Below are 16,678 nucleotides of genomic sequence, written 5' to 3'. Positions count from 1 at the left end.
GGCGGGGCACAGACAGTCGAGCGCTGCGTATGACCTCCTGTACCCCTCCACCACCCTGCGGGTGGTCCCCCTCCCCCGCTGGGGGAGGATCGGAAGTCAGCGCAGCGTCATCGTGTCGCCTTCGACATTGACCGCGTCGAGTTTCGACAAATAGCTTTGTCCGAGCAAGGACACCCCCATGTCGGCGTCGATCACCGCCGCCTCGACACGGCGCACCTCGACCCCGTCGACGTCGACGCTGTCGAGGATCAGGCGGCGCATCGGCACGTCGCCGCCGGCGGTGCGCGCGGTTCCGGCGATCGGCAAATCGTCGACATTGATCCCGATCGCTTCGGCGTCGCGGCGCGTCAGCGCGACGACCGAGGCGCCGCTGTCGACCATCATGCGGACGTTGGTGCCATCGATATTGGCGTCGGCGTAGAAATGCGAATCATCGGCGCGACCAAGCCGCACCTCACCCCCCGATGCCGCAGCCGAAACCGAAGCGGTCGAAGACCAGCCGCCCTTGCCCTTTTGCGTCGTCCAGTTGGGATTGTCGTCGCCGCCGCGATCGGCCGCAGCCGGCGCATCGGCGGGTGTCGCCGAGCGGCCGGCGAGGCCCGCCACGCCGACCGAAACCGCCGCGATCATCACGGCCAAACCAAGAAAGCGCCCCAACATGGCGCGCATGGTCGCAGAACATGGTTGGAGAAAGATTAAGCGCGGGTCAGGATTCGGGTGCGGCGAGCCCGGCGTTGCCGGTTTCGATGAAGGCGCGCCAGCCCGGCGCCTCGCCGCGCAGGCTGTAAGCGATCCGCGCGCAGGCATAGCCGCGCCCCGGCCGGTTATCGGCCTCGCGCGCGGTCGCCGGCCAGGGACCGTCGCCATCGTCCCCCGCCGACCAGCAGACGAGCGCCTCGGCCTCCTGCCCCGCTTCGATCGCCGCGCGCTCGCGTGCGTCGAGCGACGCGGGCGCGCTCCAGCCGAGGATGCGGTAATGCCTGTCGCCGCGCGAGAAGAGCGCGGGCAGGAAGGGGCTGTCGGGATCGACGAGCAGGCTGCGGACGCGCGCGCGATCGGCGACAGCGAGCCATTGCCCGCCCAGCATCGGCCCCCAACGCGCCTCGTCCCGCGATTGCAGCGCGGCGACCAGATCGGCGGCGGCGGCCTCGAATCGCGGTTTCCAGACCGAATCGGCGGCCAGCGGCGCGAGCGGCGACGCGGGCGCTGCGGCTTCGGCTTCGACGGGCAGCAGCGCGGCCGGCGCCGCATGGGCGGGCGCGGCCAGGACGAAAGCGGCGACGAGCGCCGACGGCATCAGCTTCGCGAACATGGGCGGCAGTTTAGCAGCAAAGGCGGCCGCTGTCAGGAACCGACCGCGAGACCCTCGCGCATCCAGTCCGGAGCGGCAGCGGGATCGATGCTCTCGACGCGCCGATGCTCGACCGACAGGCCAAGCTCGGGGTATGCGATCACCTGCCTCTTTTCGTCGGCATCGGCGATCGGCACCACGACCAGCCGCCGATTGACCTTCTGCCGCCAGTTCATTCGCGCGGTGTTTTCCTGCCCGACATAACAGCCCTTGGTGAAGCTGACGCCGTATAGTTCGGCGGCGTTGCACTCGAGCCACAAAGTGGTGCCGTCGCCGAGTTCCGCGCGGCCCTCGGTGACGCCGAGCGCCAGGCGGTGCGCGCGCCAGGCGGCATCGACGCCCTCGCCGTCATCGGCGGGGCCCAGCCAGCGCTGCCCGAGACCGGACAGGCGCGGATCGACGACGCCGACGTCGCCCGCCGGCGCCCAATGCACCGCAAGATCGGGCTCCACCGCAATCGTGATCGCGCGGCGCAGCCGATAGAGCGTCAGGCGTTTCGCCAGATCGGCGGCGGCGTCGCGCTCGCAGTCGATCAGCACATCGTCCTCGTCGCCCCAGATCAGGAAATCGAACAAGGCCTTGCCCTGCGCGGTCAGCAGCGCCGCCCAGACCGGCAAATTGCCCGCCGTGTCATTGGTGACGAGGCCCTGCAGGAAACCCCGCACATCGTCGCCGGAAAGACGGATCAGGGCGCGGTCGTGAAGGGTGGTATTGGCCATGGGCTTAATCTAGGGACACTCGCGCATAAACCAAGCGCCCAAATGCCGCCGGAGCCTTTCGCATGACCGATCGCCTGACCATCCGCCGCCCCGACGACTGGCACGTCCATTTGCGCGACGGAGCGATGCTCGATCATGTCGCGAAATATACGGCGGCGCAGTTCGCGCGCGCGATCATCATGCCCAACCTGTCGCCGCCGGTGACCACCGCCGAAGAAGGCGCGGCGTATCGCGACCGCATCCGCGCCGCGACGCCGGGCATGGATTTCACCCCGCTGATCGTCGCCTATCTGACCGACGCCAGCGACCCCGACCAGATGGCGCGCGGCCATAGCGAAGGCGTGTTCACCGCCGCCAAGCTCTATCCCGCCCACGCCACCACCGGCAGCGCGCACGGCGTCACCGATATCGCGAAGATCATGCCGGTGCTCGAACGCATGGCCGAGATCGGCATGCCCTTGCTCATCCACGGCGAGGTGACCGACCATGACGTCGACATCTTCGACCGCGAGGCGGTGTTCATCGACCGCACGCTCAAGGGCCTCGTCCACGACCTGCCGACCCTCAAGATCGTCTTCGAACATATCACGACGTCCGAAGCTGTCGATTTCGTCAAGGCCGCGCCCGCCAATGTCGCGGCGACGATCACCCCGCAGCACCTCCATATCAACCGCAACGCGATGCTCGTCGGCGGCATCCGCCCGCACGCTTATTGCCTGCCCGTCGCCAAGCGCGAGGCGCACCGCCTCGCCGTCCGCGCCGCCGCCGTGTCGGGCTCGCCCAAATTCTTCCTCGGCACCGACAGCGCGCCGCACGCGGTCCACACCAAGGAGGCCGCCTGCGGCTGCGCCGGCATCTTCAACGCGCCCTATGCGCTGGAAAGCTATATCGCGGTGTTCGACGAGGAAGGCGCGCTCGACCGGTTCGAGGGCTTTGCGAGCGAGCATGGCCCGAACTTCTATGGCCTGCCCTTGAACGGCGGCACGATCACGCTGGAGCGCGGTGAGACGGTCGTGCCCGAGCGGTGCGGCGAGGTGGTGCCTTTTCACGCGGGTGAGACTCTCCGCTGGCGCATGGTTTAAGTCGGTTTCGCGCAAAGACGCCAAGACACAAAGATGACGGCCTAACGGCGCACCGCCGGCCACCGATCGCGCGAAGCGCCTTGTTTTACGACCGCCTGCGGCGGCAAGCTTCGGCTCGAAGATTGGCGCAGCTTCTTCGTGTCTTTGCGTCTTTGCGCGAAACGAATCCCATGCAGCAGCGAAACGCGAACTAAGCGATCTCGATCATCCGGTCGCTGCGCATCTTGCGCCACATGTCGAAACTGAACACCGCGATGCTCGTCCAGATCAGGACGAAGCACGCGAGCTGTGCGGGCTTGAGCGGCTCGTCGAACACGAACAGGCTGAGCAGGAAGGCGATGCTGGGCGCCAGATACTGGACGAAGCCGAGCGCCGCATAGCTCATCCGCCGCGCCGCCGTCGCGAACAGCAGCAGCGGCACGGCCGTCACCACGCCGCCCGCCGCGAGCAGCCAGCTGACCTCCGCGCCCGCACCAAAGCCGCGCCCGTCGCCGAGCCAGATATAATAAACCGCCGCCGCGAGCGCGATCGGCAGCAACAGGGTCGTCTCGATCGCGAGGCCCGGCAGCGACCCCACCGGTGCGGTCTTGCGGATCAACCCATAGGTGCCGAAGCTCAGCGCCAAGGTCAGGCTGATCCACAAGGTGTCGAGCGCGCCGGCCAGCAGGATCGCGACCCCCACCGCAGCGATGGCCACCGCCAGCGCCTGCAACCGGCTCAGTCTTTCGCCGAGAAAGATCATCCCGAGCATCACATTGACCAGCGGGTTGAGATAATAGCCGAGGCTGGCCGCGAGCACATGGTCGCTGAATACCGCGTGGATATAGACGAGCCAGTTGAGCGCGATCAGCACCGAACTGGCGAGCAGCATACGCAACACGCGCCAGTCCTTGAGCGCGGCCAGATAGTCGCCGATCTGGCGGCGGAACGCCATGATGAGGAAGCAGAGCGGCAAGGACCAGACGATGCGCTGCGCCAGCACCTCGACCGGCGGCACGCTGGTCAAGAGCTTGAAGAACAGCGGGACGAAGCCCCAGATGGCGTAGGCGCCGAGCGCGTAGGGCAAGCCGCCCTGATCGCTCCTCGCGGGGGCGGCTGATGGGGTCATGGCGCGGGTCGCTCTGGTCGGGGGATCAGATGATGCCGCCGCCGAGCATCAGGCGGATGACGCCGATGACGATCACGACGATGTTCAGGTTGCGCCCGCTGGTCTTGTCCGAGATCGCGCCGAGCGCGAGGCCGACGACCGCGAAGGGAATGATCACCCAATTCGCCCAGCCGAGAAACGGGATGAAGGCGAAAACCGCGAGAATGAGCGCGATCACGCCGATGATGAGCGAACCGATGTTGAGCATGGATCGAATGTCGCACGCCCCGAACGCCCCCGCAAGGCCCTTTCGGTTCGTCGCTGCCAGCACTCGCTTCGTCTTGTTGCCTCGGGTTCATGCAACCGCATCCGGGATCGGCTCGTTCCTCCTCTCGTAGCGGCTGGCGCCCTCGCGGCGCTGGTACGCCAGACCAGGAAAGGACTTCTCATGCGTAATTTCACCAAGGGCCTGCTCGGCGCCTTTGCGGCGATCAGCGTCGCCGCGACCGCGCCCGCCTATGCCGGCATCTCGACCGCCACCCCCGCGCAGGGCCACGGCCTGTACAAGGCCGACCAGGACAGCGGTTTCTACAAGAAGAAAAAGCGCGGCCGCTATTATGCGCGCGACCAGCGCGTCAATTCGAACACCCGCATCTGGCGCGACAATGACGGCCGTTATCGCTGCAAGCGCGACAATGGCACGACCGGCCTGCTGATCGGCGGCGCGGTCGGTGGCCTCGCTGGCCATGAAATCGCCGGCAACGGCGACAAGCTGCTCGGCACGGTGCTCGGCGCCGCCGGCGGCGCGCTGCTCGGCCGCGAGATCGATCGCGACAAATATCGCTGCCGCTGAGCGACAGGGTAACCGTTACGGATGCGGGTCCGAGACCCCTCCGCCTGCAGACGTGATGGAGAGGGCGTCGGTCGCAAGACCGGCGCTCTCAACCTTTTGGGGATCTGGTGCCACGACGCTCGGCCCGTTTCGCCGCGCGCCCGTCCACCGCTCGCGCATCGCTAGAATGCCCGGGTGATGCCGATCGTCAGCTGGTTATAGTCATAGGCGCCGCTGTTCTGCGGGATATTGTTGTACAGCGCCGCCGCTTTGAGATGCCAGTTCCGGCCGATCGCGGGGCTCGTGACTTCCGCAGCGGCATAGTAAGACGCGCGCCAATCGCTCACGGCATCGCGCTGCGCGCCGATTCCGCCGGCGACCATATAGCGCCACCCGCTGTCGCTGTATCGGCGAAGCTGGAGGACGGGCAGGGCCTGCACATACCAGCGCGGCGAATAATAATCATATTCCCGGGGCTCGCTGTTGCGGAAATAACGGGTCCGCAGCTGCGCGCTCAGCCCCCATTCGGGTTTGACCATATGGACAAAATTGGCGCGCGCATGGAGGCGGACATTCTTGCCGGTGAATTCCTGCGCCCCGGCAAGGACGGTGAAGCTGTTGCGATCGTCGACGGGCAAGTCGAGGGCGGCGCCGACGAAGGTGTAATAAATGCCGTCGCGGACCCCGCGCGGCGTCTCGACGATGTCGCGCTCGACGAACAGCTCCTTGCGGAAACGGGCTTCGTCGTGGATCGAGGCCGACCCGATGACGGTGTCGCCATCGGTGCCGACCTGGGCGTTCCACTTCCAGTCGCCGGCACCGTTCGCATAGCGCAGGAACACGCGCTCTTTGCCGACCGTCGCCAGCCCGAGCGGGCGATACCACGCCTTTTCGACGCGTATGCCCAGATAATCCTCCAGTCCCTTGTAGCGCGGGTCGAGATTGACGCCGACGCGGATCACGTCGGTGTCGTCGGCGTCGGTCGACGCGAACAAATCGATCCCGACGGCATGGTCGGCCGAGCGCGACGCGTCGCGACTATCCTCGCCGACGTCCTGCGCCAGCGCGGGCGCGGACGACAGCAGGGTGAGGGCCGCCAGGGCCGCGAAGCCGGCATGTTTCATTTCGTGTCCCATTTTTTCTTCATCCCGATGATTTCGGCGGCATATCCCCACACACAGACCGGCTGCATGAGCAGGCTGTAGGCGAGCGCGTAAAAGAGAAAGCCGAGGGGGTTGCGCCGCACGCGCAGATCCTCGTTGCGATAGACGCCGCGCTGGATGCGGAAAATGACCACATTCCAGAGCGCCGCGAGCGGCAGCACGGCCAGCGTCAGCGGCCCCGCGATGTAAAAATAGCCGAAAAAGGCCAGGATGATCCCGGGAATGAAAACAAAGCTGTAGACGAGATCGAGCGGCAGGAAGCAGACGTTCCACCAGATGAACAGCGTCGTCATCCGGCGCTTGAACAACAGCCGCCAATGCGCCTTGAACGCCTCCATCAGCCCGCGCGACCAGCGCTTGCGCTGCAAGGCGAACTGCCGGACGCGTTCGGGAACATTGGTGAAGGCGAGCGCATTGTCGGCATAGCCGATGCGATAGTCGCGTTCGAGCAGCGCCCAGGACACGACGATGTCTTCGCCGACGCATTCGGGCCAGCCGCCGACCTCCTCGAGCGCGTCGCGCCGATAGAGCGAAAAGGCGCCCTGCGCCACCAGCGTGCCGTGGTACATGCCCTGCATGCGCTTCACCGAGGCGATGCCGTGGAAATAATCCCATTCCTGCGCGCGCGTGAGCAGGTTGACGCGCGAGTTGCGCACCATCACCGCGCCCGCGACCGCCACCGTATTGTCGGGGTCGGACAGATAGCGGCCGACGATCTGGGTCAGCGCGTTGCTGCGCATCCAGCAGTCGCCGTCGATCGTCACGACCAGGTCGTGCGAGGCCGCCCGCAGACCGTCGTTCAAGACCGCCGACTTGCCCCGGTTGACCCCGAAATCATGCAGGGTGAAGGTCGCTTCGGCGGAAACGGACAGCGTCGCCAGCATATCGCGGACGATATCGGCGGTGTCGTCCGACGAGCCGTCGTTCAGGATGAAGACTTCGAGCGGCCCGCGATAGTCGAGGCGCGCGAGGCTGGTCAGCGTGTCGCGGATCGCCGCCGCCTCGTTATAGGCCGCGACCAGGATGGTCACGCCCGGCATGGCGCGCGTCGGAGAAAGCCTCGCCATCGGCCGGCGATCGAGCGACAGCGTCGCGATCAGGAACGCGTTCATAAAGCCCGGCACATAGGCGATGAAGATGATCGCAATGAGCGCGAAAGGCCAATTGGTGACCGCTGCAAGATCCTCGAGCCAGCGCTGCGACAGCCAGACGCTGAGCGCCGTCCACAGGATCGCGATCGCGACCGAGAGCAGGAATTTGCCGCGCACGCCCAAATAAAGGCGGCGCCATTGCGCTTCCTTTATGGACACAGCGGCCCGGTCTTCAGCGATGCCAGAGCCCGGCTTCCACCCGGCCTCCATAGTCAATTCCGACACCCTCATCATCCTCATCCTGGCGCCGTCGATCCATCACGAATGGCCACGGCCCATGAAGGCCGCGTCAAAACCGAACCGCCCGTGCGGCCCCATCGATCCGAATGTAACGAAGCTCCGTAAGCGTCCTGCGGCGCGCCCGGCGCGGCCCGCGGAATATGGTTAACGCGCAATCTCGCGGCGCGCGCCACTAGCTCGTCACCGCGCGAAGTCAAGCATCGCATCGTTCAGAATCGACGAACCGAGTGACGAGGCAAAGCGGGTGCGCCGTTTCGCTTGCCCCCTCCCCGCTCTTGCCGCACAAGCATCGCCTGTTTTCAAAGGGAAGGATCATCATGCTCAACGGCCCCCTGCTTGTGACCGAGCGGCTGATCCTGCGCCCGCCCGCCACCGAGGACTTTGACGCCTTTGCCGCGATGAGCGCCGATGCCGAGACGATGAAATTCATCGGCGGCGCCTGTCCGCGCGCGCAGGCCTGGCGGATCTGGTGCACGCTGGCCGGCGCCTGGCATATCCGCGGCTTTTCGATGTTCTCGGTGATCGAGCGCGCGACCGGCGAATGGGTCGGGCGGATCGGGCCGTGGGAGCCCGACGGCTGGCCGGCGCCCGAGATCGCCTATGGCGTCAGCCCCAAATTCGCCGGCACCGGCTATGCCTTCGAGGCGGCGGTCGCGGCGTGCGATTTCGCGGTCGAGTTTCTGAAGTGGGACGAATTGATGCATTGCATCGACCCCGACAATGTCCGGTCGCAGGCGCTCGCCAAAAGGCTGGGCGCGACGAACGACGGCCCGACCGCCCTCCCCGCGCCGTTCCAGGACGCGCGGGTCGATGCGTGGAAACAGAGCGCCGACCATTGGCGCGCAAACCGCAAGGCGCTGGGCGCATGACCGACCGGCATATCGACCCCGAACGCACGCAGTTCGACGCCTTCAAGGCGCTGCCGCGCGATACCCCGATCCACATGCTCAACCTCGTCCGCTTCAAGGAGAAGGCGACCTACGCCGCCGATCATCCGCTGAGCGGCCGGGACCTGAGCGGCGCCGAGGCCTATCGCCACTATGGCGCCGACAGCGGCCCGGTGTTCCAGCGCGTCGGCGGTCGCATCGTCTGGCGCGGGGCGATGGAGGCGATGCTGATCGGCCCGGACGGCGAGCGCTGGGACGCAATCTTCGTCGCCGAATATCCGACCAGCGGCGCCTTCCTCGAAATGGTCACCGACCCGGTCTATCGCGAGGCGGTGAAGCATCGCCAGGCGGCAGTCGAAACCTCGCGCCTGATCCGCTGCAGCGCAAATCCGTCTCAGGGCGAGACAGTTTTCGGCTAACAAAGCGTTACCCATTAACGCTCTTTATTCGCGCCTTCTTAACCAGAATCGGGCATTCCCAGAGAGATATTAAGGGAGTGTTAGCGATGATCTTGCGCGGAAAATGGCTGGTCGCCGGTCTGCTGATGGCCACGGCCCCGCTCGCCGGGTGCCGGGACAATCCCGATGCCAAGGCCGAGCTGTCGCCGCTCGACGACGGCCTGACCAACGCCGATCCGGCGATCAAGGGCTCGCTCGAAGACAAGATCATGGTCGATCCCAAGCTGACGGGCCAGGCGAACCAGAATGCGGTGACGCCGGGCAACAAGCCGGTCGGCGGCGGCGTTCCGGCCGTGGCCGGGGCCAAGGCGGCGACCGTCGCCGAAGCGACCGCCGCGCTGAAGGCCGGCAAGCTGCTCGCCGCCCCCAAGGCGCTGCCGATGGAAGCCTGCGAAGATTGCGCCGCCAAGCGCCCCGTGACGATCGGTGCGATGGCGCGCGAACAGGCCAAGGGCAGCTGCGACGCCAAGCTGACCTACAACAATTCCTGGGCCGATCGCCTGCCCGCCGCTTTCAAGGTCTATCCGCGCGCCACGCTGCGTGAGGCTGCGGGCATCGCCGGCGGCAAGTGCAATATCCGCGTCGTCAATTTCCAGACCGCCGCGTCGCTGCAGGCGGTGCTCGACTATTATCACACGATGGCGGTCCGCGCGGGCTATTCGAGCGACCACCGCGTCAACGGCAGCGAACATCTGCTCGGCGGCACCAAGGGTGACCTCGCCTATGTCGTGATGGCGCGCACCGACGGCGGCATGACCGATGTCGACCTGGTCGCCTCGGGCGGCCGCTAAGCCAAATCCGTCGCGGACAATAAAAAGGCCCCCGGGGTGACCGGGGGCCTTTTCCTCGCGTGACGCGGGCCAGGTTTGCGTCAGACCTTGTCGCCGAGCGCGCCCTTGACGCTGCCCTTCAGATTCTGGGCTTCGCCCTTGCGCTCCTGCACTTCGCCTTCGGCGCGCAGCCGCTCATTGTCGGTCGCCTTGCCGATCGCCTGCTTGACGTTGCCGGCGGCTTCGTTCGCAAGGCCTTTGGCTTTGTCGGTCAGTTCGCCCATGGGACATCTCCTTTGGCTGGGTTCGGGAGGCTATCGGCCTCTCCCACCCTCAACCCATGGCTACCCGCCTATGTTCCGAAAAACGGGTTAAGCCGTTCATCGCAAGGCCATTTTTAACCTGGGTTAAGATCGGCGCTATCCCAGGCCTGCGGCGATCGCGTCGAGCGCGGCGGGGTCGCAGATCGTGATGCGGTTATAATCGACGATGATAAGCCCCGCCGCCTCGAACCCGCGCAGCAGCTTGTTGACGCTCTGCCGCGTCACCCCGAGCATCGCGCCGAGTTGCTCCTGCGGCAGCCGCAGGCCGAGTTCGATGCCGTTGGCGCTCGATATGCCATGGATGCGGGCGAGGTCGGCGAGCGTCGCCGCCATGCGCTGGTCGAGCGAGCCGAGGTTTTGCGCGTCGAGCAGGCGCAGGCTGTCGCCGTGCCGCGCGCACATCAGCAGCGCGACATCGCGCCACAGGATCGGATCGGCGTTCAGGATCATGGTCAGCGCGTCGGTGGGCAGGTGCAGCAGCACGCTGTCTTCATAGGCGCGATAGTCATAATGGATCGGCGGGGCCGCGAGCAGCCGGACGATCGCCAATATTTCGGGCGGGCCGTTGATGCCGAGCACGAATTTCTTGCCCGCCGCCGAACCGCGGCTGATCTCGATCTCGCCCGAGGCGATGACGAAGGCTTCGCGCTTTTCGGGGTCGTGCGCATAGATTTCGGTGCCGCGCGGATAATATTCGGCGCGCGCGATGGCGGCCAGGTCGGCGAGCCGCGCTTCGGGCCAGGGCGCGAACAGCGGGCAGCGCCGGAGCACAGCGATCCGCTCGGCTTGCGACCATGAATGCGGCTTTGCTGCCATCGGCCCCTCCTCGCAAAGCTTAGGCGCGCGTGTCGAAATTCCCAAGAGATTGTCGGCGCGTTGACAGACGCGATGCGGGTGCGGCGCTAACGGGACGGAGATATTGGTTCGGGAGATGCCTGTGATGACAAGACTGCTTGCCCTATTGGCGATGTTCGCCGCCTTCCTGTCCGGCCCCGCCGCCGCGCAACCGATCACCGAGGATGAGGCTTATGCGATTGGCATCGAGGCCTATACCTATGCCTATCCGCTCGTGCTGATGGAAACGACGCGCCGCGTCTCGACCAACGCCGGATCGCCCGGCCGCCTCCGCGCACCGGTCAACCATTTCGCGAACATGAAGACCTACCCCGACGCCAGCTTCAAGGATGTCGTACGCCCCAATGCCGACACGCTCTATTCGTCGATGTGGTTCGACGTGGGCAAGGAGCCGCTGGTTGTGACGTTGCCGAACACGCAAGGCCGCTATCATGTCATCCCGCTGATGGACATGTGGACCGACGTCTTCGCGACGCTCGGCACGCGCACGACGGGCAATGACGGCGGCACCGCCGCGATCGTCGGCCCGCATTGGCAGGGGGTGCTGCCGAAGGGCATGCGTCTCGTCCGCAGCCCGACCGACATGGGCTGGATCATCGGCCGCATCCAGACCAATGGCGCCGCCGATTACGCGCATGTCCACCGGCTTCAGGCCGGCCTCCAGGCGACCCCGCTGTCGCGCTGGGGCAAGCCCGAAACCGCGGCCGCCCTTCCCGCCACCGATGCGTCGATCGACATGAAGACGCCCCCGGTGCAGCAGGTCGCAGCGATGGCCCCGCAGGCCTTCTTCGCTACCTTTGCCGAGCTGATGAAGCGCAACCCGCCGCACGCCAGCGACTATGCGATCGTGCTGCGCATGGAACGCCTCGGCATCGTCTCCGGCCAGGGTTTCGATCTGTCGAGGGCCGATCCCGCGGTCCAGCGCGGGCTGACCCGCGCCGCCGCCGACGCCTATCAGCGCATCGTCACCCGCCGCAAGGCGCTGCCGATCCGCGGCGGCTGGGGCGCGATCGGCAGCACCGTCGGCGTCTATGGCAACGACTATCTCGCCCGCGCCTTCGTCGGCTTCGCGGGGCTCGGCGCGCTGCCGCCCGAAGAAGCCATTTATCCGTTGGCCGCGCTCGGCGACGACGGCAAGCCGCTGACCGGCGCGTCCAACTATGTGCTGCATTTCGAAAAGGACCAGATCCCGCCCGCCGGCGCCTTCTGGTCGCTGACCATGTATGGCGAGGACCAGTTCTTCGTCGCCAACCCGATCGATCGTTTCGCGATCGGCGACCGCGACAAGCTCCAGTTCAACCCCGACGGCTCGCTCGACCTCTATATCCAGAATACCTCGCCGGGCGCCGACAAGGAAGCCAACTGGCTCCCCGCCCCCACCGGTCCGTTCACGATGAACCTGCGCCTCTATCTGCCGCAACGCCGCGCGACCGACGGCAGTTGGGCGCCGCCGCCGGTGCAGCGGGTGCCCGACAATACTCCGTAAGATGAATCGAGCGTCCGATGCTGATCAATGTTGACGGGGGTCGGCCTTCAAAAAACCGGCTCCCGCGACAATTTAGCGCGTCCCCCAACGCGTCAAAAAACCGAGGAAAATCGACAGGAATACAGCGACGAAGCCCCATATGACGGCGCCCTTCAGGATAGATCGAGCGTCAATCATCCCGAAGGCGAAAAGGCCGAGAATCAAACCAAAAAAACCACCGAAGGCAACGGCTGCGCCTATGACCATGCAGCTTCGGCTCGCCCATTTCTCGAGAGATTTCTTTTCCATCCGCCGATTTAGATCAGCCCCGCCAGCGGGCTCGACGGGTCGGCATATTTGCGCAGCCCCATGCGTCCCGCCAGATAGGCGTCACGCCCGGCCTCGACCGCCAGCTTCATCGCGCGCGCCATGCGAATGGGATCCTTCGCCTCGGCGATCGCGGTGTTCATCAGCACCCCGTCGCAGCCAAGCTCCATCGCCACCGCGGCGTCGCTCGCCGTGCCGACGCCGGCATCGACGAGCACCGGCACCGATGCGCCCTCGACGATCAGCCTGATCGTCACGCGGTTCTGGATGCCCAGCCCCGACCCGATCGGCGCACCGAGCGGCATGATCGCGACCGCGCCCGCATCCTCGAGCTGCTTCGCGGCGATCGGATCGTCGACGCAATAGACCATCGGCAGGAAGCCCTCTTTCGCGAGCACTTCGGTCGCCTCCAGCGTCTCGCGCATATTCGGATAGAGCGTCTTCGCCTCGCCGAGTACCTCGAGCTTGACGAGGTCCCAGCCCCCCGCCTCGCGCGCCAGCCGCAGCGTGCGGATCGCGTCGTCGGCGTTGAAGCAGCCCGCCGTATTGGGCAGATAGGTGATCTTTTTGGGATCGATATAATCGGTCAGCATCGGCGCGGTCGGATCGGACACATTGACGCGGCGCACCGCGACGGTGACGATCTCCGCCCCCGAAGCCGCGACCGCCGCCGCATTCTGCTCGAAATCCTTATATTTGCCGGTCCCGACAATCAGCCGCGACGTGAACGTCCGCCCGGCCACACTCCACTGATCGGTCAACAACCGCCTCCCACAAAATGAACGATTTCCAGCGCATCGCCCTCGGCGAGCGCCACATCGGCGAGGGTCGAGCGCGGCACGATCTCGCGGTTGCGCTCGACCGCGACCTTTTTCACGTCGAGCCCCAAGGACGCAACGAGATCGGCGATGCTGCCTTCGCGCACCTGCCTGGGGTCGCCGTTGAGAATGATGGTGATCGCCATGGGGTCCGCTTACCCGCTTCGCCGCAAAACACCATATGCCGGGCAAGTTTTTTGCCCTAATATGCGGGTATGACGTCGCTCGAAAAGTTCATCTCCTTCGCGCAGGCCCTGCCCGCAGACCAGCTGGAGTCGGTCGAGGCTTCCTTGTCTGCGCTCATGGAATCGTTGTCGGAACAATTCAGTTTTTCCCCTGAAGAATTGGCGGAGATTGATCGCCGCGTCGCGAACCGTGACCCGGAATTTTCGGGCGCGGCGGATATCGCCCGGATTTTCGGTCGCCCCTTTTCGGCATGACGACGATCCTGTTCCGCAAGGAAGCGGAAGCCGATCTGCGCTCGATCGTCGCTCATTATGAAGATGTCGCGCCGGAAGCACTCCCAAATATTCTGTCCGACATTTACCGCTCGATCGACCAGCTGACGCGCTATCCACACTCCGGCATGCAAGTGCCCGACCGGGCCTATCGCCGTATCGTTACCATCAAATATCATTTCAAAGTGGCTTATGAGGCGAACGATGACCAGATCGTCATTCTGGGCATCTTTCGTTATCAGAATCGCGAATCCTGACGCTTTGCTCCATCATCGAAAGACCGTGCCTTGACCGACAAGCCGACCGTCTATGTCCTTTCCGGCCCCAACCTCAACCTGCTCGGCACGCGCGAGCCTGAAATCTATGGCCATGACACGCTGAACGACATCCATGCCCGGCTCGAGGCGCAGGCCCACGGCCTCGGGCTCCGCCTCGAATGCCGCCAGACCAACCACGAAGGCGTGCTGATCGACTGGCTGCATGAGGCCTATGTCGCGGGCGCAAAGGCCGTGCTGCTCAACGCCGGGGGCTATACCCACACCTCGGTCGCGCTCCACGACGCGATCAAATCGATCCAGGTGCCGGTGATCGAGGTTCATTTGTCGGACCCGATGAAGCGAGAATCCTTTCGTCATATCAGCTATGTAGGCATGGCAGCAGCAGCCCATTTTGCAGGGCATGGCGCGGCAAGCTATACGCTGGCGCTGGACGCCGCCGCGTCTCTCTGACAAGAGGCGGCATCGAAAACAGGGGTCCGCGCGTCTTCACCACGACAAGGCGCCGCAACAAGCAGGAAAATCATCATGGGTGACCATAAAGACAATGGCATCAACATCGATCCGGCGTTCGTCCGCGCGCTCGCGGAACTGCTCGACGATACGGGGCTGTCCGAAATCGAGGTCGAGGACGGCGAACGCAAGATCCGCGTCGCCCGCACCCTGACCGCCGCCGCCGCGCCGGTCGCTTATGCGCCCGCTCCGGTCGCCGCCGCACCGGCAGCGCCCGCTGCGTCGGCCCCCGCCGCGCCTGCCGCTCCCAGCTTCGCCGATGCGGTGAAGTCGCCGATGGTCGGCACCGTCTATCTGTCGCCCGAACCCGGCGCGCCGAATTTCGCGAGCGTCGGTTCGGCGGTCAAGGAAGGCGAGACGATCTTGATCATCGAGGCGATGAAGGTGATGAACCCCATCGTCGCGCCGACGTCGGGCACGCTCAAGGCCGTGCATGTCGAGAACAGCCAGCCGGTCGAATATGACCAGCCGCTGTTCACGATCGCCTGAGGCACGCATGACGATCGAGAAACTGCTGATCGCCAACCGCGGCGAAATCGCGCTGCGCATTCACCGCGCATGCCATGAAATGGGCATCAAGACGGTCGCGGTCCATTCGACGGCCGACGCCGACGCGATGCACGTCCGCCTGGCCGACGAAGCCGTTTGCATCGGCCCGCCGGCGGCGAAGGACAGCTATCTCAACATCCCGGCGATCATCTCGGCCGCCGAGGTCACCAACGCCAACGCCATCCACCCCGGCTATGGCTTCCTCTCGGAAAACGCGCGTTTCGCCGAGATCATCGAAGCGCATAACCTCGTCTTCGTTGGGCCCAAGCCCGAACATATCCGCACCATGGGCGACAAGGTCGAGGCGAAGCGCACCGCCGTCGCGCTCGGCATGCCCGTCGTCCCCGGCTCGCCCGGCGCGGTCGTCTATGGCGACGAGACGCGAAAACTGGCGGCCGCGATCGGCTATCCGGTGCTGATCAAGGCCGCTTCGGGCGGCGGCGGGCGCGGCATGAAGGTCGTTCCCGACGAGGACAGTCTCGAAAGCCTGATGGGTCAGGCGTCGTCGGAGGCCGCGGCGGCGTTCGGCGACCCGACCGTCTATATGGAAAAATATCTCGGCGATCCGCGCCATATCGAATTTCAGGTGTTCGGCGACGGCAACGGGAACGCGATCCACCTCGGCGAGCGCGATTGCTCGCTGCAGCGCCGTCACCAGAAGGTGCTCGAAGAAGCCCCCTCGCCGGTCATCTCGGCCGAGGAACGCGCGCGCATGGGCAAGGTGTGCGCCGACGCGATGGCCAAGATGCATTATCGCGGCGCCGGCACGATCGAATTCCTTTGGGAAAATGGCGAATTCTTCTTCATCGAGATGAACACGCGCATCCAGGTCGAGCATCCGGTGACCGAGATGATCACCGGCTTCGACCTCGTCCGCGAACAGATCCGCATCGCCGACGGCCGAGGCCTGTCGGTGCGGCAGGAAGACCTCGAGTTTCGCGGCCATGCGATGGAATGCCGCATCAATGCCGAGGATCCGCGCACCTTCATGCCCTCGCCGGGCAAGGTCACCCAATACCACCCCGCCGGCGGCATGCATGTCCGCGTCGATAGCGGGCTCTATGCCGGCTATTCGATCCCGCCCTATTATGACAGCATGATCGGCAAGCTGATCGTCTATGGCCGCAGCCGCGAAAGCTGCATGATGCGGATGCGCCGCGCGCTCGAGGAAATGGTCGTCAGCGGGGTCAAGACCAACATTCCGCTGCATCAGGCGCTGCTCGCCGATCCCGACGTGATCCATGGCGACTATACGATCAAATGGCTCGAGGAGTGGCTGGCGAAGCAGGACGAAGAAGCTTCGGTCTGACATAAAACCGTAGCCCTGAGCCTGTCGAAGGGCGCCTATCCGAGAA

General features: G+C 65.4%; 23 protein-coding genes. 12 read left to right on the top strand and 11 right to left on the bottom strand.

Features of this window, described 5'->3' with window-relative positions:
• Positions 1-96 precede the first annotated feature (96 nt).
• The 3 genes from ACREB7_RS17570 to ACREB7_RS17560 form a co-directional block, all read right to left on the bottom strand.
• Complete coding sequence (locus ACREB7_RS17570) at positions 97-630, bottom strand: retropepsin-like aspartic protease family protein (RefSeq protein ID WP_431593576.1); 534 nt, start codon at positions 628-630, stop codon at positions 97-99.
• 76 nt (positions 631-706) lie between these two features.
• The gene (locus ACREB7_RS17565) at positions 707-1,312 is read right to left on the bottom strand and encodes a hypothetical protein (RefSeq protein WP_431593575.1); all 606 of its coding nucleotides are present in this window, start codon (positions 1,310-1,312) and stop codon (positions 707-709) included.
• A gap of 32 nt (positions 1,313-1,344) precedes the next feature.
• Positions 1,345-2,070: a YgfZ/GcvT domain-containing protein gene (locus ACREB7_RS17560; protein ID WP_431593574.1), complete on the bottom strand. Its 726-nt coding sequence runs from the start codon at positions 2,068-2,070 to the stop codon at positions 1,345-1,347.
• 62 nt (positions 2,071-2,132) lie between these two features.
• Between ACREB7_RS17560 and pyrC the strand changes: the two genes are divergently transcribed.
• Positions 2,133-3,152, top strand: coding sequence for a dihydroorotase (gene pyrC, locus ACREB7_RS17555; protein WP_431593573.1), 1,020 nt, complete (start codon positions 2,133-2,135; stop codon positions 3,150-3,152).
• Between the two features lie 190 nt (positions 3,153-3,342).
• On the opposite strand, the gene rarD is transcribed toward pyrC, so the two are convergent.
• Entirely contained in the window at positions 3,343-4,260 is a 918-nt protein-coding gene (gene rarD / locus ACREB7_RS17550) for an EamA family transporter RarD (RefSeq protein ID WP_431593572.1), read from the bottom strand.
• A gap of 25 nt (positions 4,261-4,285) precedes the next feature.
• Positions 4,286-4,507: a hypothetical protein gene (locus ACREB7_RS17545; protein ID WP_431593571.1), complete on the bottom strand. Its 222-nt coding sequence runs from the start codon at positions 4,505-4,507 to the stop codon at positions 4,286-4,288.
• Positions 4,508-4,687: 180 nt separating this feature from the next.
• Here ACREB7_RS17545 and ACREB7_RS17540 point away from each other — a divergent pair, with 180 nt between their 5' ends.
• Positions 4,688-5,092 carry a glycine zipper 2TM domain-containing protein gene (locus ACREB7_RS17540; RefSeq protein WP_431593570.1) on the top strand — a complete coding sequence of 135 codons (405 nt, stop codon included), beginning with the start codon at positions 4,688-4,690 and terminating at the stop codon, positions 5,090-5,092.
• A gap of 161 nt (positions 5,093-5,253) precedes the next feature.
• On the opposite strand, the gene ACREB7_RS17535 is transcribed toward ACREB7_RS17540, so the two are convergent.
• Both ACREB7_RS17535 and ACREB7_RS17530 read right to left on the bottom strand, forming a co-directional pair.
• Entirely contained in the window at positions 5,254-6,195 is a 942-nt protein-coding gene (locus ACREB7_RS17535) for a hypothetical protein (protein WP_431593569.1), read from the bottom strand.
• Positions 6,192-7,544: a glycosyltransferase gene (locus ACREB7_RS17530; protein WP_431593568.1), complete on the bottom strand. Its 1,353-nt coding sequence runs from the start codon at positions 7,542-7,544 to the stop codon at positions 6,192-6,194. Before ACREB7_RS17530 ends, ACREB7_RS17535 begins: the two co-directional genes overlap by 4 nt.
• Before the next feature lie 398 nt (positions 7,545-7,942).
• Between ACREB7_RS17530 and ACREB7_RS17525 the strand changes: the two genes are divergently transcribed.
• The 3 genes from ACREB7_RS17525 to ACREB7_RS17515 all read left to right on the top strand — a co-directional run bounded on the left by ACREB7_RS17525 (position 7,943) and on the right by ACREB7_RS17515 (position 9,761).
• Complete coding sequence (locus tag ACREB7_RS17525) at positions 7,943-8,494, top strand: GNAT family N-acetyltransferase (RefSeq protein ID WP_431593567.1); 552 nt, start codon at positions 7,943-7,945, stop codon at positions 8,492-8,494.
• A complete protein-coding gene (locus ACREB7_RS17520; protein WP_431593566.1) occupies positions 8,491-8,931 on the top strand; it encodes a DUF1330 domain-containing protein in 441 nt (146 codons plus the stop codon). The genes ACREB7_RS17525 and ACREB7_RS17520 overlap by 4 nt, the downstream gene beginning before the upstream one ends.
• 86 nt (positions 8,932-9,017) lie before the next feature.
• Complete coding sequence (locus tag ACREB7_RS17515; RefSeq protein ID WP_431593565.1) at positions 9,018-9,761, top strand: hypothetical protein; 744 nt, start codon at positions 9,018-9,020, stop codon at positions 9,759-9,761.
• Positions 9,762-9,841: 80 nt separating this feature from the next.
• Here the strand turns inward: ACREB7_RS17515 and ACREB7_RS17510 are convergent, their stop codons facing one another.
• On the bottom strand, positions 9,842-10,024 hold the full coding sequence (locus ACREB7_RS17510; RefSeq protein ID WP_431593564.1) for a CsbD family protein: 183 nt from the start codon (positions 10,022-10,024) through the stop codon (positions 9,842-9,844).
• 135 nt (positions 10,025-10,159) lie between these two features.
• Positions 10,160-10,879, bottom strand: coding sequence for a Crp/Fnr family transcriptional regulator (locus ACREB7_RS17505; RefSeq protein ID WP_431593563.1), 720 nt, complete (start codon positions 10,877-10,879; stop codon positions 10,160-10,162).
• A 124-nt stretch (positions 10,880-11,003) separates the two neighbouring features.
• Here ACREB7_RS17505 and ACREB7_RS17500 point away from each other — a divergent pair, with 124 nt between their 5' ends.
• Both ACREB7_RS17500 and ACREB7_RS17495 read left to right on the top strand, forming a co-directional pair.
• A complete protein-coding gene (locus ACREB7_RS17500; protein WP_431593562.1) occupies positions 11,004-12,404 on the top strand; it encodes a DUF1254 domain-containing protein in 1,401 nt (466 codons plus the stop codon).
• A 27-nt stretch (positions 12,405-12,431) separates the two neighbouring features.
• Complete coding sequence (locus ACREB7_RS17495; RefSeq protein ID WP_431593561.1) at positions 12,432-12,704, top strand: hypothetical protein; 273 nt, start codon at positions 12,432-12,434, stop codon at positions 12,702-12,704.
• On the opposite strand, the gene ACREB7_RS17490 is transcribed toward ACREB7_RS17495, so the two are convergent.
• Together ACREB7_RS17490 and thiS are read right to left on the bottom strand one after the other, a co-directional pair.
• Entirely contained in the window at positions 12,701-13,471 is a 771-nt protein-coding gene (locus ACREB7_RS17490) for a thiazole synthase (RefSeq protein ID WP_431593560.1), read from the bottom strand. The two genes, ACREB7_RS17495 and ACREB7_RS17490, sit on opposite strands and share 4 nt — an antisense overlap.
• Positions 13,468-13,674: a sulfur carrier protein ThiS gene (gene thiS, locus ACREB7_RS17485; protein ID WP_431593559.1), complete on the bottom strand. Its 207-nt coding sequence runs from the start codon at positions 13,672-13,674 to the stop codon at positions 13,468-13,470. Before thiS ends, ACREB7_RS17490 begins: the two co-directional genes overlap by 4 nt.
• 69 nt (positions 13,675-13,743) lie before the next feature.
• On the opposite strand from thiS, the gene ACREB7_RS17480 reads away from it, so the two are divergent.
• From ACREB7_RS17480 to accC, 5 genes are all read left to right on the top strand, one after another.
• Positions 13,744-13,968, top strand: a complete 225-nt coding sequence (locus ACREB7_RS17480; protein ID WP_431593558.1) for a hypothetical protein — start codon at positions 13,744-13,746, stop codon at positions 13,966-13,968.
• On the top strand, positions 13,965-14,243 hold the full coding sequence (locus ACREB7_RS17475; protein ID WP_431593557.1) for a type II toxin-antitoxin system RelE/ParE family toxin: 279 nt from the start codon (positions 13,965-13,967) through the stop codon (positions 14,241-14,243). The genes ACREB7_RS17480 and ACREB7_RS17475 overlap by 4 nt, the downstream gene beginning before the upstream one ends.
• 30 nt (positions 14,244-14,273) lie before the next feature.
• Positions 14,274-14,714, top strand: coding sequence for a type II 3-dehydroquinate dehydratase (locus ACREB7_RS17470; RefSeq protein ID WP_431593556.1), 441 nt, complete (start codon positions 14,274-14,276; stop codon positions 14,712-14,714).
• 75 nt (positions 14,715-14,789) lie between these two features.
• Entirely contained in the window at positions 14,790-15,263 is a 474-nt protein-coding gene (gene accB, locus ACREB7_RS17465; RefSeq protein ID WP_431593555.1) for an acetyl-CoA carboxylase biotin carboxyl carrier protein, read from the top strand.
• A 7-nt stretch (positions 15,264-15,270) separates the two neighbouring features.
• Positions 15,271-16,632, top strand: coding sequence for an acetyl-CoA carboxylase biotin carboxylase subunit (accC, locus tag ACREB7_RS17460; RefSeq protein WP_431593554.1), 1,362 nt, complete (start codon positions 15,271-15,273; stop codon positions 16,630-16,632).
• Positions 16,633-16,678: the final 46 nt, after the last annotated feature.

The sequence above is a fragment of the Sphingopyxis sp. genome, from assembly GCF_050725615.1.
Taxonomy (GTDB): Bacteria; Pseudomonadota; Alphaproteobacteria; order Sphingomonadales; family Sphingomonadaceae; genus Sphingopyxis.
This window is presented reverse-complemented; position numbering and strand designations above follow the sequence as displayed.

Coding starts and splice junctions, on each gene's coding strand:
- ACREB7_RS17570 (WP_431593576.1), bottom strand. CDS start 630: ATGATCGCGGCGGTTTCGGTCGGCGTGGCGGGCCTCGCCGGCCGCTCG.
- ACREB7_RS17565 (WP_431593575.1), bottom strand. CDS start 1,312: ATGTTCGCGAAGCTGATGCCGTCGGCGCTCGTCGCCGCTTTCGTCCTG.
- ACREB7_RS17560 (WP_431593574.1), bottom strand. CDS start 2,070: ATGGCCAATACCACCCTTCACGACCGCGCCCTGATCCGTCTTTCCGGC.
- pyrC (WP_431593573.1), top strand. CDS start 2,133: ATGACCGATCGCCTGACCATCCGCCGCCCCGACGACTGGCACGTCCAT.
- rarD (WP_431593572.1), bottom strand. CDS start 4,260: ATGACCCCATCAGCCGCCCCCGCGAGGAGCGATCAGGGCGGCTTGCCC.
- ACREB7_RS17545 (WP_431593571.1), bottom strand. CDS start 4,507: ATGCTCAACATCGGTTCGCTCATCATCGGCGTGATCGCGCTCATTCTC.
- ACREB7_RS17540 (WP_431593570.1), top strand. CDS start 4,688: ATGCGTAATTTCACCAAGGGCCTGCTCGGCGCCTTTGCGGCGATCAGC.
- ACREB7_RS17535 (WP_431593569.1), bottom strand. CDS start 6,195: ATGAAACATGCCGGCTTCGCGGCCCTGGCGGCCCTCACCCTGCTGTCG.
- ACREB7_RS17525 (WP_431593567.1), top strand. CDS start 7,943: ATGCTCAACGGCCCCCTGCTTGTGACCGAGCGGCTGATCCTGCGCCCG.
- ACREB7_RS17520 (WP_431593566.1), top strand. CDS start 8,491: ATGACCGACCGGCATATCGACCCCGAACGCACGCAGTTCGACGCCTTC.
- ACREB7_RS17515 (WP_431593565.1), top strand. CDS start 9,018: ATGATCTTGCGCGGAAAATGGCTGGTCGCCGGTCTGCTGATGGCCACG.
- ACREB7_RS17510 (WP_431593564.1), bottom strand. CDS start 10,024: ATGGGCGAACTGACCGACAAAGCCAAAGGCCTTGCGAACGAAGCCGCC.
- ACREB7_RS17505 (WP_431593563.1), bottom strand. CDS start 10,879: ATGGCAGCAAAGCCGCATTCATGGTCGCAAGCCGAGCGGATCGCTGTG.
- ACREB7_RS17500 (WP_431593562.1), top strand. CDS start 11,004: ATGACAAGACTGCTTGCCCTATTGGCGATGTTCGCCGCCTTCCTGTCC.
- ACREB7_RS17495 (WP_431593561.1), top strand. CDS start 12,432: ATGTTGACGGGGGTCGGCCTTCAAAAAACCGGCTCCCGCGACAATTTA.
- thiS (WP_431593559.1), bottom strand. CDS start 13,674: ATGGCGATCACCATCATTCTCAACGGCGACCCCAGGCAGGTGCGCGAA.
- ACREB7_RS17480 (WP_431593558.1), top strand. CDS start 13,744: ATGACGTCGCTCGAAAAGTTCATCTCCTTCGCGCAGGCCCTGCCCGCA.
- ACREB7_RS17475 (WP_431593557.1), top strand. CDS start 13,965: ATGACGACGATCCTGTTCCGCAAGGAAGCGGAAGCCGATCTGCGCTCG.
- accB (WP_431593555.1), top strand. CDS start 14,790: ATGGGTGACCATAAAGACAATGGCATCAACATCGATCCGGCGTTCGTC.
- accC (WP_431593554.1), top strand. CDS start 15,271: ATGACGATCGAGAAACTGCTGATCGCCAACCGCGGCGAAATCGCGCTG.